General features: G+C 63.2%; 12 protein-coding genes. 3 read left to right on the plus strand and 9 right to left on the minus strand.

The features are described 5' to 3' along the window. Positions 1 to 147: 147 nt before the first annotated feature. Positions 148 to 2,520 (minus strand): membrane-bound PQQ-dependent dehydrogenase, glucose/quinate/shikimate family, encoded by a 2,373-nt coding sequence (locus EOA19_RS12060; RefSeq protein WP_128303718.1) that lies wholly within the window; start codon positions 2,518 to 2,520, stop codon positions 148 to 150. Between the two features lie 161 nt (positions 2,521 to 2,681). On the opposite strand from EOA19_RS12060, the gene EOA19_RS12065 reads away from it, so the two are divergent. After that, positions 2,682 to 3,125 carry a MarR family transcriptional regulator gene (locus tag EOA19_RS12065; RefSeq protein WP_128303719.1) on the plus strand — a complete coding sequence of 148 codons (444 nt, stop codon included), beginning with the start codon at positions 2,682 to 2,684 and terminating at the stop codon, positions 3,123 to 3,125. Positions 3,126 to 3,144: 19 nt separating this feature from the next. Here the strand turns inward: EOA19_RS12065 and EOA19_RS12070 are convergent, their stop codons facing one another. Beyond that, a complete protein-coding gene (locus EOA19_RS12070; protein WP_128303720.1) occupies positions 3,145 to 4,521 on the minus strand; it encodes an FAD-containing oxidoreductase in 1,377 nt (458 codons plus the stop codon). After that, on the minus strand, positions 4,518 to 4,979 hold the full coding sequence (locus EOA19_RS12075; protein WP_128303721.1) for a DUF4126 domain-containing protein: 462 nt from the start codon (positions 4,977 to 4,979) through the stop codon (positions 4,518 to 4,520). The genes EOA19_RS12070 and EOA19_RS12075 overlap by 4 nt, the downstream gene beginning before the upstream one ends. Before the next feature lie 141 nt (positions 4,980 to 5,120). On the opposite strand from EOA19_RS12075, the gene EOA19_RS12080 reads away from it, so the two are divergent. After that, positions 5,121 to 5,678, plus strand: a complete 558-nt coding sequence (locus tag EOA19_RS12080; protein WP_128303722.1) for a sugar O-acetyltransferase — start codon at positions 5,121 to 5,123, stop codon at positions 5,676 to 5,678. Positions 5,679 to 5,683: 5 nt separating this feature from the next. Here the strand turns inward: EOA19_RS12080 and EOA19_RS12085 are convergent, their stop codons facing one another. Next, positions 5,684 to 6,679, minus strand: a complete 996-nt coding sequence (locus tag EOA19_RS12085) for a helix-turn-helix domain-containing protein (RefSeq protein ID WP_128303723.1) — start codon at positions 6,677 to 6,679, stop codon at positions 5,684 to 5,686. A gap of 127 nt (positions 6,680 to 6,806) precedes the next feature. Here EOA19_RS12085 and EOA19_RS12090 point away from each other — a divergent pair, with 127 nt between their 5' ends. Then, positions 6,807 to 7,451 (plus strand): cysteine hydrolase family protein, encoded by a 645-nt coding sequence (locus EOA19_RS12090; protein ID WP_128303724.1) that lies wholly within the window; start codon positions 6,807 to 6,809, stop codon positions 7,449 to 7,451. 65 nt (positions 7,452 to 7,516) lie between these two features. Here EOA19_RS12090 and EOA19_RS12095 read toward each other — a convergent pair whose 3' ends face one another. The 5 genes from EOA19_RS12095 to EOA19_RS12120 all read right to left on the minus strand — a co-directional run bounded on the left by EOA19_RS12095 (position 7,517) and on the right by EOA19_RS12120 (position 15,325). After that, positions 7,517 to 9,196, minus strand: a complete 1,680-nt coding sequence (locus EOA19_RS12095) for a formate--tetrahydrofolate ligase (RefSeq protein ID WP_128303725.1) — start codon at positions 9,194 to 9,196, stop codon at positions 7,517 to 7,519. A gap of 312 nt (positions 9,197 to 9,508) precedes the next feature. Beyond that, complete coding sequence (locus EOA19_RS12100; protein WP_013529949.1) at positions 9,509 to 10,633, minus strand: DUF2333 family protein; 1,125 nt, start codon at positions 10,631 to 10,633, stop codon at positions 9,509 to 9,511. 105 nt (positions 10,634 to 10,738) lie between these two features. Continuing rightward, entirely contained in the window at positions 10,739 to 12,049 is a 1,311-nt protein-coding gene (locus tag EOA19_RS12105) for a DUF6638 family protein (RefSeq protein ID WP_128303726.1), read from the minus strand. A 195-nt stretch (positions 12,050 to 12,244) separates the two neighbouring features. Beyond that, positions 12,245 to 14,155: an ATP-binding protein gene (locus tag EOA19_RS12115; protein ID WP_128303728.1), complete on the minus strand. Its 1,911-nt coding sequence runs from the start codon at positions 14,153 to 14,155 to the stop codon at positions 12,245 to 12,247. A 24-nt stretch (positions 14,156 to 14,179) separates the two neighbouring features. Further along, entirely contained in the window at positions 14,180 to 15,325 is a 1,146-nt protein-coding gene (locus EOA19_RS12120) for a hypothetical protein (protein WP_023809869.1), read from the minus strand. Between the last annotated feature and the right edge of the window lie 13 nt (positions 15,326 to 15,338).

Raw genomic sequence — 15,338 nt, forward strand, 5'->3', positions numbered from 1 at the left:
TCAAATTGAGACTGCGCGAGGAGCTATCCCGCGCGCAACACACATTGCTGCAACGCAGCAATGCAGAAACCGTAGATCAATGGAAAACGGGGCACTCAAGCGCCCGTTCTGCTGATCATCCGTCGAGGAAGAACAAATCTTCCAGGATCATGGCGCCCTCGGCAAGGCATAAGCGACGATGTAGTCGCCGCGATCGGGTGACTGGCGCGCCCCTCCGGCCGAAACGACGACGAACTGACGGCCGCTTTCGGGCGAGGTGTAGGTGATCGGTGTCGCCTGCGCGCCGACCGGCAGGCGGCCCTTCCACAGCTCCTCGCCGGTGGCGACGTCGATGGCGCGCAGATAATAGTCCTGCGTGCCGGCATAGAAGACGAGACCGCCCGCCGTCGTTACCGGACCGCCGAGCGACGGCATGCCGACCGGGATCTGCAGGCCGGTCTTCATGCCAAATGGGCCTGTATCCTGCAGCGTGCCAGCCGGAACCTGCCAGACGAGCTGGCGCGACTTCAGGTCGATGGCGCTGATCGTGCCATAGGGCGGCTGATGGCAGGGCACGCCCAAAGGTGACATGAAGCCGTTCTTGAGCGCGCCATAGGGCGTGCCGAGCTGGGTGCCGAGACCATCATGCGCGGCCGAGGGGCCGTAATTGTCGGCCTCGGCGCGCGGCAGCAGGACTACGAATTGCGGCATGCGGATATCGTTGACGACCAGGTAGCCATTGGCCTCGTCGATCGAGGCGCTGCCCCAGTTCATGCCGCCATAATAGCCGGGAAATTGCAGCGAGCGCGTCAGGCCGGGAGGCGTGAATTCGCCCTCGTAGCGCAGCTTCTTGAAGCCGATACGGCAATAGAGCTGGTCGAGCGGGGTGGCGCCCCACATGCTTGCCTCGGTGAACGGCTTGTCGCCGATCGAAGGCATGCCGACCGAATAGGGCTGCGTCGGCGACAGGAAGTCCTCCTTGGCGCCGCCGTCCTGCGGCACCGGCTTTTCCTGCACCTCGGCGATCGGCTTGCCGTCGCGGCGGTCGAGCATGAAGATCTGGCCGCGCTTGGTCACCTGGATTAGCGCCGGCACCTTGCCGCCCTTGCCGTCCGGCACATCATAGAGCGCCGGCTGCGAGGGAAGGTCGTAGTCCCAGAGGTCGTGATGCACGGTCTGGAACTTCCAGCGCTCGCGGCCCGTGGCGATGTCGAGCGCCACGACCGAAGCGGTGTAGTCTTCCGCCGCCTTGCTGCGTTCGGCGCCGAAGAAGTCGGGCGTGGCGTTGCCGGTCGGCAGATAGACGAGACCGAGCGCGTCGTCATAGCTCGGCGTCGACCAGACGTTGGGCGTGCCGCGCGTATAGCTCTGGCCTTCGGGCGGCAGCTTGGTGATATCAGGATTGCCGAGATCCCATGCCCACATCAACTCGCCTGTCTTGGCGCTGAACGCACGAACGGCGCCGGAAGGCTCGCCAGTCTCGACATTGTCCCAGACCCAGCCGCCGATCATGATGAGATCGCGCATGACGGTCGGAGCCGAGGTCTGGAAATAGAAGCCGGGCTTGACCTCGCCCATGCCTTGCTTGAGGTCGACGGTGCCGCCCTGACCGAAATCCGGGCAGGGCTGGCCGGTCTTGGCGTCGCTCTCGATCAGCCGCGCGTCGATGGTGGTCATGACGATGCGTCCGGCGCAGGCAGCCGCGTTGACACCAGCCGCTGGCGCGGTGGCGTCGGCCGTGGGCTCGTAGTAGCTGACGCCACGGCAGCGCTGCCACAGCGGCGCCGAGGCTTTCGGGTCGAACTTCCAGCGCGGCTCGCCGGTCTCGGCGTTGAGCGCGTTGATGACATTTGTCGACGAGCAGGTGTAGACCGTGTCGCCGACCTGCAGCGGCGTGTTCTGGTCCTCGGCGCCCTTGACCGGGACATCACCGGTGCGGAAGGTCCAGGCGACCTTCAAATCCTTGACATTGTCCCTGGTGATCTGGTCGATCGGCGCATAGCGCGTGCCGGCCGGCGTGCGGCCATAGTGGCGCCAGTCGGTGCTGGAGGCTGCCGCGGCCGGCGTCGGCGCTTCGGTTGCGGCGACCGTGTTGCGGATCACGCCATGCGGCTGGAAGGCATAGGCGGCGGTGGCGATCAGGCCGATCACGAGAACACCGGCAAGGGCGAAGGGGCCCCGCTTGCCACTGCGCGATGACGGGAACAGCGGCGCCAGCAGAAGAGCGATCACGGCGAGCACTGCCGGGGCCACCAGTCTCGGCACCAGCGGCCAGAAATTGAGGCCGGCCTCCCAGAGCGCCCATGGAACCGTGGCGACGAAAATGAGAATGTACAGCCAGAAACCCGCGCGCCGACGCAAGGCAAAGAGGAAGCCGGAAACGATGATGCCGGCACCGGCGAGCGCGTAATACCAGGAGCCGCCGAGGCCGATAAGCTGAACACCGCCATAGAGCAGCGGCAGGCCGATGATCATCAGCACCATGCCGAAAAGCACGAGCAGCCAGACGCCGCCGGATGTGTTGGTATCTTGGTCTGACATGTCGATCCTCAGGCTTGCCCGGATGGCGGGTCTCGCGGTCGCGGCGGCCAAGAAAAGGCCGAGGGCGATCAATGGAGGCCGGCTTCCGTTTCGGCGACGGGGGCTTCGCCAGGGAAAATAATTTATCGCAACCTAATAGATAGCATGTTATCTTTTCCGCTATGCCCAAGCAAGACCCGGATCGAGCCAGGTTTGGCCAACTCGTTATATCAGTCGCCAGGCTGTGGCGGCGCGCGGCCGACAAGGCGCTCGACGATTGCGGCCTGTCGCATGCCACCGCCATGCCGTTGGTGATGCTGTCGCGGCTCGGCGACAATCTCCGCCAGGGCGTGCTTGCCGATCATCTCGGCTTCGAGGGGCCGTCGCTGGTCCGCATCGTCGATCTGCTGGTCGAGGAAGGGCTGGTGACGCGCGCCGAGGACACCATCGACAGGCGGGCGAAGATCCTGTCGCTGACCAATGACGGCAGAAAGCGGGTGACCGAGATCGAGCGCCTGCTGTCGGTGCTGCGGACCGGTCTGCTCAAGGACGTTGGCGAGAGCGAATTGAAAGGGGCCGTGCTTTTGCTGAGCCGGCTGGAGACGAAATTGACCGGGCTCGGTTGATCGGGCCGGAAGGCGGGTCTCAAGCCAGCGGCTTCAGTTCCTGAGCAATGGTGGGCAACAGTTCCGAGACATTCGGGTGGATATGCACGGCACGCGCGAGCGTGTCGACGGGCGCCTTGGCGTACATCAGGTCGAGCAGGCAATGGATAACCTCGTCGCCGCCGGGTCCGAGCACCGAGCAGCCGAGGATCTCCCTCGTGTCTGCGTCGACCAGGATCTTCATGAAACCCTGCGTCTCGCCCTTTTCGATAGCGCGGCCGACGCGGGTCATCGGCCGCTGGCCGACCAGCGCGCGACGGCCGGATTTCTTCACCGCGGCCTCGGTCATGCCGCAGCGGCCGAGCGGTGGGTCGATGTAGAGCGCATAGGCTTCGATGCGATCACTGACCTTGCGCGGATCATTGTCCAGCAGGTTGGCGGCGACGATCTCGTAGTCGTTGTAGGAGGTGTGGGTGAAGGCGCCCCTGCCGTTGCAGTCGCCCATCGCCCAGATGCCGGGCACGCTGCTGCGCAACTGGTCGTCTACAGAGACGAAGCCGCGCTTGTCGACCTCCACGCCAGCCCTCTCCAGGCCGAGGTCATCGGTGTTGGGCGTCCGCCCCAGAGCCAGCAGCACGTGAGAGCCGACCACCGGCGGTTTGCCGGCGGAGAAGGTCACGGCAATGTCCTGGCCTTGTCTGGCGAAAGCGATGTCGTCGGCGCCGAGATGGACCGCGATGCCTTCGTTTTCGAGGATCGACAGGATGGCGGCAGAGACGTCCTCGTCCTCGCGGCCGGTCAGGCGTGGGCTCTTTTCGATGACTGTGACCTCCGAGCCGAAGCGGCGGAACATCTGTGCGAATTCGAGCGAGATGTAACTGCCACCGACGACGATGAGATGGCGCGGCAGCACGTCGAGATTCATCATCGAGGAATTGGTCAGATAGTCGATGTCGTGGATGCCGGGCAGGTCTGGGACCGAGGCGCGGCCGCCGGTGTTGAGGAAGATATTTTCGGCGGTCAGCAGATCGTCGCCGACGCGCACCGTGTTGGCGGATTCGAAACGCGCATGGCCGCGATAGAGGGTGCATTTGTCCATGCCGGCAATCCAGGTCTCGAGATTGGTGCGAGCTTCGATCGTCACCTTGTCCTTGCGCGCCTTGATCCTGGCATAGTCGACGCCGACGGGGCCACTGAGCGTCACGCCGTAGTCGGCGGCGCGGCGCGCCAGATGCGCGGCATAGGCGCTGGCGACCATGGTCTTGGTCGGCATGCAGCCGGTGTTGACGCAAGTGCCGCCGACCAGCTTGCGCTCGATCAGCGCCACGCTCCTGCCGGCGGCCGTCAGCCGGCCGGCCAGCGGAGGGCCAGCCTGTCCGGCACCGATGATGATGGCGTCGAAGGTTTTCGTCGTCATGCCACCGCAGCCACGATCAGCAGACCGCCGATGATCGCCACCGCGTCCTCGATGAAGGCGGCGGGCGGATCCTTGCCGAAGGCGGCTGCGAGCCGGCCGCGAGCTTCAGCGCCGCCCAGCGTGCCGATGACAGCGCCGATGGCGCCGGCAATCAAGCCGCCGATGGTGGCGCCGCCTGTCGCGCCGATCACCGCGCCGGTGAAGGCGCCCATGACGATGCGGGCGCCGAATTGCTGCGGCACTTTACGGCTCGGCGTCGACGGCAACTGGTCGGTGACCAGTTCGACGATGGCCAGGATGGTGAAGATGCCGATAGCCGCCCAGTGATTCATGAAGCTCGCCCAGGTGCCGGCAACCGGCAGCCAGCCGAGATAAGCGCCCCAGGCAACGGCAGCCGGCGCCGTCATGGCGCGAAGACCGGCAATGACGCCGATCAGAAGTGCGAGAATGTAGAGCATGGTCGATCCCCCTCGATCACCGGGCCAAGACGGCCTTGAGACACAGGCTACCATAGGTCCAATATTTGACCAGTACTTGCATCGGCGCTTTTCTGTTGGCTGCACTTGTGCTTTGCAAGGACGTGAATTGGAGACCGCGTCATGGCTAAGAGCGAGCGCGTGAAGATGGCGGCCGGCGAATGGTACACCTGCCTCGATAACGAGCTGGAGTCCTTGCGTGTGGTAGCGCGTGACGCGGTGTTCGAGCATAACTCGCTGCCGCCGCGGCAGCGCGGCAATCTCGGGCCGGGCTTGAGAGCTTTGCTCGGCAACGCCGGCGAGGGCGCCCGCATCGAGGCACCGTTTCACTGCGCCTATGGTTTCAACATCTTTCTCGGCGACGGCGTCTTCCTTAATGCCGGCTGCACCATCCTCGACACAGCGAGTGTGCGCATCGGCAAGGGAACGCTGCTCGGCCCCAATGTTCAGATCTACTGCGCCGAGCACCATAGGGAGCCCGCTGGGCGGCAAGCTGGACTGGAGATCGCCAAGCCGGTCGAGATCGGCGCCAATGCGTGGATCGGCGGCTCAGCCGTCATCCTTGGCGGCGTCAGCATCGGTGAAGGTGCCATCGTCGGCGCCGGCGCGGTGGTGACACGCGACGTGGCTGCGAACACCACGGTGGTCGGCAATCCGGCACATCAGGTCAAGCGAGACTGAACAGATCAGGACGACAGGACGTACGCCATGCGCTCGTCCTGACCGGCTCGCCTGGAGAATTCGCGCCGATATTGCGCCGGCGATGTCCTGAGCCTTGCGGCGAAATGCTGGCGCAGCGAGGTGGCGCTGCCGAAGCCGGCTTCGAAGGCCACTATGTCCATGGATTTCTCCGTCGCTTCCAGCAAACGCTGCGCCAGTTCGATCCGCTGGCTGGTCAGCCAATCGCCAAAGCTGGCGCCGATCGATTTCTGAAAGCGACGGGTAAAGGTGCGGCGGGTCAGGCCAGCGGCCTCGGCGACGCTGTCGAGGCTATGCGTCTCGCCAAGCGTCGCACGAACTGAGTCCAGGGCCTGGGTGAAGCGGTCGGCGTCGGCGCTTCTTGCCACCGGATGCTCGATGAATTGCGCCTGCCCGCCCTGCCGATGCGGAGAAAGAACGATCTGGCGGGCGAGCCGCAATGCCGCTTCCGCGCCGTAGCGGGCGCGCACGATGTGGAGACAGCAGTCGAGACCGGCGGCGACGCCGGCCGAGGTCACGATGTCGCCATTGTCGACATAGAGCACCGAAGCGTCGACGGCGACGTCGGGATGGAGTTTCTGCAACTGTTCGGAATAGGCCCAGTGCGTCGCGGCACGACGGCCCGAAAGCAGCCCGGCCGCGGCAATGGCGAAGGTTCCAAGGCACAGGCCGACGATCAAGGCGCCGCGTTGGTGCGCCCGGCGCAGCGCCTCCATCAGCGGCGGCGATGCCGGCTCGCCGAGATGATGCCAGCTTGGAATGATGACGATATCGGCGCCGTCGAGCCCTTCGAGTCCATGCGGCGCGGCAATTGTCAGTCCGGCCTCGGTGTGGATCGGGCCGGGCTTGACCGCGCAGATGCGGAAGTCGAAGCGCGGCAGGCCAAGCGCCGTCCTGTCCTCTGCGAAGACCAGGCACGGTACGGAAAGGTGGAACGGGCTGATGCCGTCGAAGGCGAGTACGGCAATGATCGGGTCGGTCATGGGTGCTTCCGGCAGTTGAATGCGGATTGTCCCAATTCTTTCTAATGATGTCAATCGGGCCACTTTCGACTGTCGGGGAGTCCGCCTATTTTCGGTCCATCGCATTCAAGCCGGAAAGGAAAACACCATGTCTGACCCAGCCCACGCCACGCCACGCCGGGCGCTGATCGTCGTCGATGTGCAGAACGACTATGATGGCGGCAGTCTTGCCATCCAGCATCCGCCGTTCCGCGACAGCGTCGTCCATGTGGCGCGGGCGATGGATGCAGCGACTGCTGCCGGCATCAAGGTGGTGGTCGTCAAGCAGATGGCGCCCGAGACATCGCCGATCTTCGCAAAGGGTAGCCATGGCGGCGAACTGCATCCCGAGATCGCCAGGCGTGAGCGCGACCATTATGTCGAAAAGAACCTGCCCTCAGCCTTCACCGGCACCGACCTCGAGGACTGGCTGCGCGCTAACGCCATCGATACGATCACGGTGGTCGGCTACATGACGCACAATTGCGACCTGTCGACCATCATCCACGCCGTGCATATGGGCTTTGCCGTCGAGTTCCTGTCGGATGCGACCGGCTCGGTGCCTTACGCCAACAGCGCCGGCTACGCCACGGCCGAGGAGATCCACCGCGTGGTCACGATCATCCTGCAGTCGCGCTTTGCCGCCGTGCTCAAGACCGCCGAATGGGTCGAGTGCCTGAAGACCAGCGCGCTGCCGGAACGCGACACCATCTTCGGCTCCAACCAGAGGGCGCTGTCACGCAGCGCCGCGTAGGGACTATCTGAAAACAGAAAGGGCGCCGCATCGCTGCGGCGCCCTTCTGTTCGAATAGAAGGATTTTAGAACAGGCCTTCGATCTGGCCCATCTCGTTGAGGAAGATCTTTTCCGAGGACGGCGCCCTCGGTAGGCCGGGCATGGTCATGACCTCGCCGCAGATGATGACGACGAAGCCCGCACCGGCCGAAAGCCTGACCTCGCGCACCGGCACCGTGTGGCCGGTCGGCGCGCCGCGCAGGTTCGGGTCGGTCGAGAACGAGTACTGCGTCTTGGCCATGCACACCGGCAGGTGGCCGTATCCGGCGTCTTCCCAGGCCTTGAGCTGGTCGCGCACCGACTTGTCGGCGATCGCTTCCGAGCCGCGATAGATGCGCTGGACGATGGTGTTGATCTTCTCGAATAGCGGCATGGCATCGGGATAGAGCGGCGCGAACTGCGAAGCACCGGATTCGGCCAGTGCCACCACCTTGTTGGCGAGATCCTCGATGCCGGCCGAGCCGTGCGCCCAGTGCTTGCACAGGATCGCCTCTTCGCCCATCGAGGCGACATAGTCCTTCATCGCCTGGATCTCGGCGTCGGTGTCGGAGTAGAAGTGGTTGATGGCAACCACCGCCGGCACGCCGAACTGGCGGATGTTCTCGATGTGGCGGCCGAGATTGGCGCAGCCCTTCTTCACCGCTTCGACGTTTTCCTTGCCGAGGTCTTCCTTCTTGACGCCGCCATTCATTTTCATGGCGCGCACGGTGGCGACAATGACGGCCGCCGCCGGCTTGAGGCCCGCCTTGCGGCACTTGATGTCGAAGAACTTTTCAGCACCGAGGTCAGCGCCGAAGCCGGCTTCGGTGACGACGTAGTCGGCGAGCTTGAGCGCCGTTGTGGTGGCGACGACCGAGTTGCAGCCATGCGCGATGTTGGCGAACGGGCCGCCATGCACGAAGGCCGGGTTGTTCTCCAGCGTCTGCACCAGGTTCGGCTGCATGGCGTCCTTCAACAGCACGGCCATGGCGCCGTCGGCCTTGAGGTCGCGGGCATAGACCGCCGACTTGTCGCGGCGATAGGCGACGATGATGTCGCCGAGGCGCTTTTCGAGGTCCTTCAGGTCGGTCGACAGGCACAGGATGGCCATGACTTCCGAGGCGACGGTGATATCGAAACCGCCCTCGCGCGGGAATCCGTTGGCGACGCCGCCGAGCGAGCAGATGATTTCGCGCAGCGCGCGGTCGTTCATGTCCATGACGCGGCGCCAGACGACGCGGCGGGTGTCGATGCCGAGCTCATTGCCCCAGTAGATGTGGTTGTCGATCAGCGCCGAAAGCAGGTTGTGCGCCGTGGTGATGGCATGGAAGTCGCCGGTGAAGTGGAGGTTCATGTCCTCCATCGGCACGACTTGCGCATAGCCGCCGCCGGCGGCACCGCCCTTGACGCCGAAGTTCGGGCCCAGCGAGGCCTCGCGGATGCAGATGATCGCCTTCTTGCCGATGCGGTTCAGGCCGTCGCCGAGACCGACCGTGGTCGTGGTCTTGCCTTCGCCGGCCGGCGTCGGGTTGATGGCGGTGACGAGGATCAGCTTACCGTCCTTGTTGCCCTTCACCGATTTGATGAATTCAGCTGAGATCTTGGCCTTGTCGTGGCCATAGGGCAGCAAATGTTCGGTCGGGATACCGACCTTCTGGCCGATCTCCTGGATCTGCTTTTTCCTGGCGCCGCGCGCGATCTCGATGTCGGACTTCACTTCGGCCATGACGGCTTTCCTCTGGATTGGACGATGGAGGGGACGGGTTGATCTTACTCGCAGGCAGGTTGGACCCGGGCGCGGGCATGTTCTAACCCTGTCGCTGCCGCGGCGTCAACTTTCATGCAACTATGTTTCCTATAGAGAAAATTCCTCTGCGGACCGGCCGACCTGTCATCGGTTCTTCCTGGCTCCGTTGCCGCGCCGTATAGAAGCCAGAGGACACGCCGCGCCGCCGTCTCAAAACAGCCGCACAATGCACGGAATGCGACAGAGGCGACGGCGCAAATTCGCCATCGCCTGGTCCCTAATGGAACAGCGCTACTGCGTCAGAACGTTGCTGATTTCGACCATGTTGGAGCGCACCCTGAGCACATAGAAGCCCATCGTCGTCAGATGCGTCGGCAACAGCCAGCCATCCTCGCGGCCATTGGCGATGATGAAAGGCTGGATCTTCAGCGCCGAAACGAACTGCGAGTCCATTGTGTCCCACAGGTTCTGCAGATGCTTTTCCTTGATGACGTCCTCGAAGTCGGCCTGGGCGCCCTTCATCAGGCCGTAATAGCCATAGAGCTGGCCATAGGCGAACCAGTAGCGGTCGTCGGCGCGGAAGTCGAACCAGCCATTGTTGTGGTTCTCGGCGCGTTCCTTGAGGATCGCCGAGGTCGAGCCGATGTCGGACGAGATGCGGTCGATATACTGTTTCAGATTGTCGGCGCGGGCGTCGAATGTCGCCTGGCAGGTAGCAAGGCGAGCGTTGAAGGAACGCAGCATGCGCACAGCGTCGCGATAGTAGCTCGGTGTCGGCGTCTTGGGGCCGAACGGGTTCAGGCCGAAATACCAGGTCTCCTCGTCGAACTGCAGGTTGCCGCGGGCATTCTGCAGATCGCTGTCGATCTGCGAGGTGGTGCGGACGCGGCCGAGATTGTCAGCGAGTTCGGTCGCGGTGCGCCGCACCGCCTGGTTGATGCCGCGCTGGAAGGAGGCCTTGTTGTCCATCCACGGCGTGTTGTCCCAGTCGATGCCGAACAGGCCAAGCTTGTAGAGGATCATCGACGAGATCCAGGCATTCTGGTTGACGTTGAAGTCGGTCAGGTCGGCGGCGATCTGGGCAATGCCGGAGTTGCCGCAGGTCTTGGCGGTGTCGGTGCCGGCGCCGGCGGAGACCTGTTCGCCGGCGGAGACATTGCGCTTCTCGAACGTGTAGGTGTCGGGATAGTTCGGGTTGAAATTGTTCCACCATTGGGTGGCGTAGAAGAAATTGGCGTAGAGGCCGATCAGCACCAGCAGGGCAAGGCCGACCGCCGCCTTGAGGATCCAGCCGCGCTGCGTGTACCAGCGTCCGGCCCACAGGAAGGGCCACAGGATGACGCCGATCAAAAGGCCGATGCCGCGGCCAATCCACTGGAAAATGCGGGTGAAGAAATTCACGATCGGATCGAGCATGGCTGTGTCACCCCCTCAAAGCATGACGCCAAAAAGTTGCAGGCTTTTTGGATAACATCATGCGCCAAAACAAGAAGTTAGAACGACATAACGATTCATTTCGTTCTAGTCAGTCAGGCCGTAGAGGCGTGTGCGAAACGCCACCTTGTCTTTCAAATATGTGGTTTTGAGAACGTCCACAACATGCGATCGCCACGCGTCGCTGAAGCCGCCATAGTCCTCATAAAAGCCGTCCTTGTTGAAGATGTAGCGCGAGACGAAGTCCGACGGTACGAAATCCGAGATCAGCCGGTTGGTCAGCCAGGCGTCGGGGTGGTCAGGCTTGGCGCGGATGACAAGGAAACGTTGCTGCGGGAAGACATCCTCGATCTTGAGGTGGCCGAGCTGGGCGATCTCGCGCTTGGCGGCGTTGAGGAACGGAAAATTGCCGTCTCTGGTGATCAGGTCGGCATGGCTCTGGATCCAGGTCTGCAGCCAGACCTTGTCGACATCGGTCAAATTGCGGTTCGGCTCGGCATCGCGGATCAGCGCGCGCACCACCATCTCGGCGCGGTGCTCGAGATAGCCCGAGGTCTCCACCCAGGAGGCACGCGGCAGCTCGATGCGGCCGGTGGTGGCGAGGAACTTGAACACCTTGTCGGCGTCGTTGATGGAGAGATAGCTGACCTGCCACGGCCGCGAGCGGCGGAAACCGGGGGCGGCCGGATCGCTGATCACCGTCGTTATATCCGGATCGACGAACACGTAGAGGCCGCCGAAGTGGCTGGTCCAGTAGGCATTGTGGCGGAAGATCACCTGGTCGGGCACCAGCGCGTTCTCGCGGACGTCGCCGCAGATCTTGGCGAGCTCCACCATGCGGTTCAGCATGTCGCTGTCGCGCCAGGCATCGGGCTCCTGCTTCAGCCGGTCCACGAGCTTGCCGAGTTCGGCGGCCTTGCCCAGCACATCCTCGGCCGACAGCACCTTGAATTCGACCTGGCTGATCGACAGCAAATCCTCGATGTCGTTGACCTTGGGAATGGAATCCTCGATCTCGCCGTAGATGACGTCCTTGATCGTCAGCGCATCGATGGCGCGCCGGTTCCTGGACATGAACTCGAACATGAGTTGCGAGGTGTTGGAGAAGGCGGTGTGCACCACCGGCAGGTCGATCTGCGACGGCGTCAGGATGATGAAACGGCGGTTGACCTCGTTGGGATCGAGATAGTCATAATCGTCACATTCCTCGGCCACTTCCGGCGAGAAGCCGGTGCGGTCGATCTGGAAGCTCTTCAGTTTCGTCGGCTTCAAGCCGAACGCGGCGAGCGCTTTGTTGTAGCGCTGGATCAGATGCGGCTCGTCGACCGTCAGCAACCGGCCGTAGATCAGCTCATTGTCGCGCAGAAGATCGGGCTTCTTGGTGGGTTTGGCGGTCAAGGTGCATCGCTCCCTAGGAGCGTGCCAGCACCCCCCTCTGGCCTGCCGGCCATCTCCCCCTCAAGGGGGGAGATTGGCAGCGTCGTCCATGCTGCTTTTCCAGATAGGTCGAAGATTGGCGAAAGCGATGATGGAAGTCGATCTCCCCCTTTGAGGGGGAGATGGCCGGCAGGCCAGAGGGGGGTAGGCGCGCACTCACGCATTCCACAGCCCCTTCTTCTTCATCTCCTCCATCTCGCGCGCGGCCCGTTCGCGCAGGCGGGCGTCGCGCAGCAGCTTTTGTACGGCGGAGTCGTCGGACTTGTCGGAATAGCGGAACTCCGAGTCGGCGTAGCGGTTGATCTCCTGCATGACCATGTCCATCGAAAACGGTCCGCGCAGTTCCTCGATCATCGCTTTCTTCTCGCCATAACCCTTGTGCATGAAGACTTCCGGCTTCTCGAACCAGTCGTCGGGAAGCTCGATGTCCATGGCGCGCATCTTGATGGCGTCGGTGACGTTCTTGATGGCGCGGCCGGTGAAGCGGGGCTCGGCATCCTTGATCAGGTGCAGATAGGTGCCGATGTCGGCCATCGTTTTCGGCGCGCCGTTCTCCTTCATGTAGCGCTCGTAGACCTTCATCAGCCCGTCTTCTTGCGGCCTCTCGTGCTCCTCATAGGCTTCGGTCACGGCGCGCTGGATTTCCTGCGCGGCGTAGAGATCGTGGTCGCCGAGCGGGATCTTGTGGTTTTTTCCCGCCAGCAGGACAAAAATGTCGATGTAGTCGTCGCGGCTCTGCGGCCCGTCGACCAGCCAGCGGGCGCCGGCGCGCTGACGCAGCGCGTCGTCGACATTTTCGGGGTAGTTGGAGAACATGCCGAACGAGCAGTTGCCGCGCACCACGGTGGCGGCACCGGCGAAGGCATCCATCAACACGCCGGTGATTTCCTGCTGGCCGGCCGAGGCGCGGTCGTCTGAGCGGCGCGCCGCCACCTGGTCGATGTCGTCGATGGTGCCGAATCCGATGACGCGCGGGTTCAAGACATTGTTGATGAACTGGCGGCAGTTCTGGCCTGATTTGCCCTGATAGGACGAGATCTGGTCGACGCCGAAATTCTCGTAGGCGAAGGGATAGCCGGCGACCTGGCAATAGCCGTTGACGAGGCCGGCGATCATCTGGATCAGGGTCGTCTTGCCGGTGCCGGGGGCGCCGTCGCCGATGAAGGTGAACAGGAAGCCGCCGAGTTCGACGAACGGATTGAGTTCGCGCTCGAAGTCGTAGGCCATCAGCATCTTGGCGAGCTTGACCGACTGGTATTTGGCGATGTGATTGCCGACGACCTCTTCCGGCTTCTTGAATGTCATCACCAGCGGTTTTGAACGCTTGCCCGGCGCGACGTCGAAACCATCGAGGGTGAAATCGTCGGCATCGATACGGATATGCGCGTTCTCGAACGGGCCGATGCCGTCGAAGCGGCCCTTGCGGGCCAGAAGCCCGTCGATGGCGACGCGGGCGAAGGCACGCGCCCTTGTCATCAGGTCGGCGTCGTCGGACGATCCCGAGATCGCCTTGTCGAGGCCGGCCAGGATCGACTTCACCGCATCCTGCGGCGTGTCGAACAGGAAGTCCGGTTCGGGACTATCGTTGGGCGCCTCGCCGTCGCTGTCGATCAGCTGGAACAGGTAGGAGGCGAGGCTGAAGGCCGAAATGTAAGCCGAGGCCGACAGAAGCTTCTTGAAGGTAGACGCCTCGTCGCCTTCGAGCGGCGCGCGGGTGTTCTTGGCCTGCAGGCTTTCAAGGTCCGAGCCCTCGGCAAAGACGTCCGATATTGCCAGCGCGATCGCCGTGCCGCGCCGGGCGCGAAACAGGAGCGTGTGCTGCGGGATGGTCAGCAGCTGATCATCGGGATGAACGGCGCCGACGGTCTTCGACAGCTCGACCTCGCGCGTGCGGCGCACCGAACCGACCGAGACGGTCGAGACGAAGCGGCGGTTGGTGCCGGCAAGCGCTGTGCCGGAGGAGCTAGACGGGTCCTCCAGCACGACGACGCGGGTGATGAAGCTCTGCGCGGTAGCGCGGTGCTTCTCGATGGCGGCTTCCGGGATGGTGGTCAGGCCGGTATCCATGAAGGGTGCTCCGTGGTGTGACGGTCAGACGTCCGAGATGACCTGTCCGTTGGACAGGATGTGAACCTTGTAGCCGGCAAAGACCTTTTGCGCCTCGCCGGCGGCGTAGAGCGCCTGATAGGCCTCGTGCGGGATCAGCGCGTGGTTTTCATAGCTCGACACGCCCTGGCGCGCGGCTTCCAGATCGTCGGTGTTGATGAAGAATTCCTGCGTCGTCTTTTCGCTGGAAAACAGGCCCTTGCGGCCGGGCTTTTCGGCCTTGGAATAGACCTCCTGGATGGTCCAGGTCAAAAGCCAGGCATTTTCGGGCTTGCGCACCTTGGCCAAAACCTCGGTCACCGTCGAATTGTTGTCGGTGATGCCAGCCGAATAGAACGGGCCGAGCACAACGCGGCGCAGCTGCTTGGGGTGCAGCGGCTCGAAATCCTTGTCGAGATTGACCGCGATGGTCGCCGGCGACAGCGTGTAGGCGGAGTTCTTCTCGGTGAAATCGTCGAAACGGTGGGCAAGCTCGGGATTGAGCAGGCCATCGACCGGCAGCGGAATGTCAATCGTCTCGTTCAGCTTGCCGTTTCTATCGACAAGCTGGCGAATCATCGTTTCGGACGAATCCTCCACCGTCACCATGTAGACTAGCGGCAGGTTGGCGCTGCCGTCGAACGTCGCCCAGTGGACGAGATAATAAGGCCGCCCCGTCTTCGGATTGACCGAGACCTTGGCCGTTTGCGCCAAGGTGAACGGGCCGAACGTGTTCTCGCTTTTCACGTCCTCGAGATAAAGCCGCTCGGCTATCGACTTCTGCAGCGCCGCGGGGAATTCCTTGTGGCGCAGGATGAAGTCGGCCATTTCCTCGCGCAACTCGCCGGCGAGCGGAATGTTGGCAAGCCGCGCGTCGGCCTGGCGTCGGTCGTTTTCCAGTTCGAGCAGGTTCTGGAACACCGGAAATCCGCTTTCGGCGCGCGAAATGCGGAATGTGTCCATGAAGCCGAGCCGGTTGCGCCAGCAGGAAAACGACTTGTCGAGCCTGGCGATGTGTTCGGCGACGATCTTGGCGACGATGCCATGCCGGTAGAGCGGCGAGCGATCGTCGCGCATGAACACTTCAAGGCCGCTGAGTGCGGCCGTGATGGCGGAAAAATACCGTGCCGCCGCTTCGTTTTCGGGGGTCATGCCTGTGCGCTCG

The sequence above is a fragment of the Mesorhizobium sp. M7A.F.Ca.US.010.02.1.1 genome (assembly GCF_004023085.1).
Lineage (GTDB): Bacteria > Pseudomonadota > Alphaproteobacteria > Rhizobiales > Rhizobiaceae > Mesorhizobium.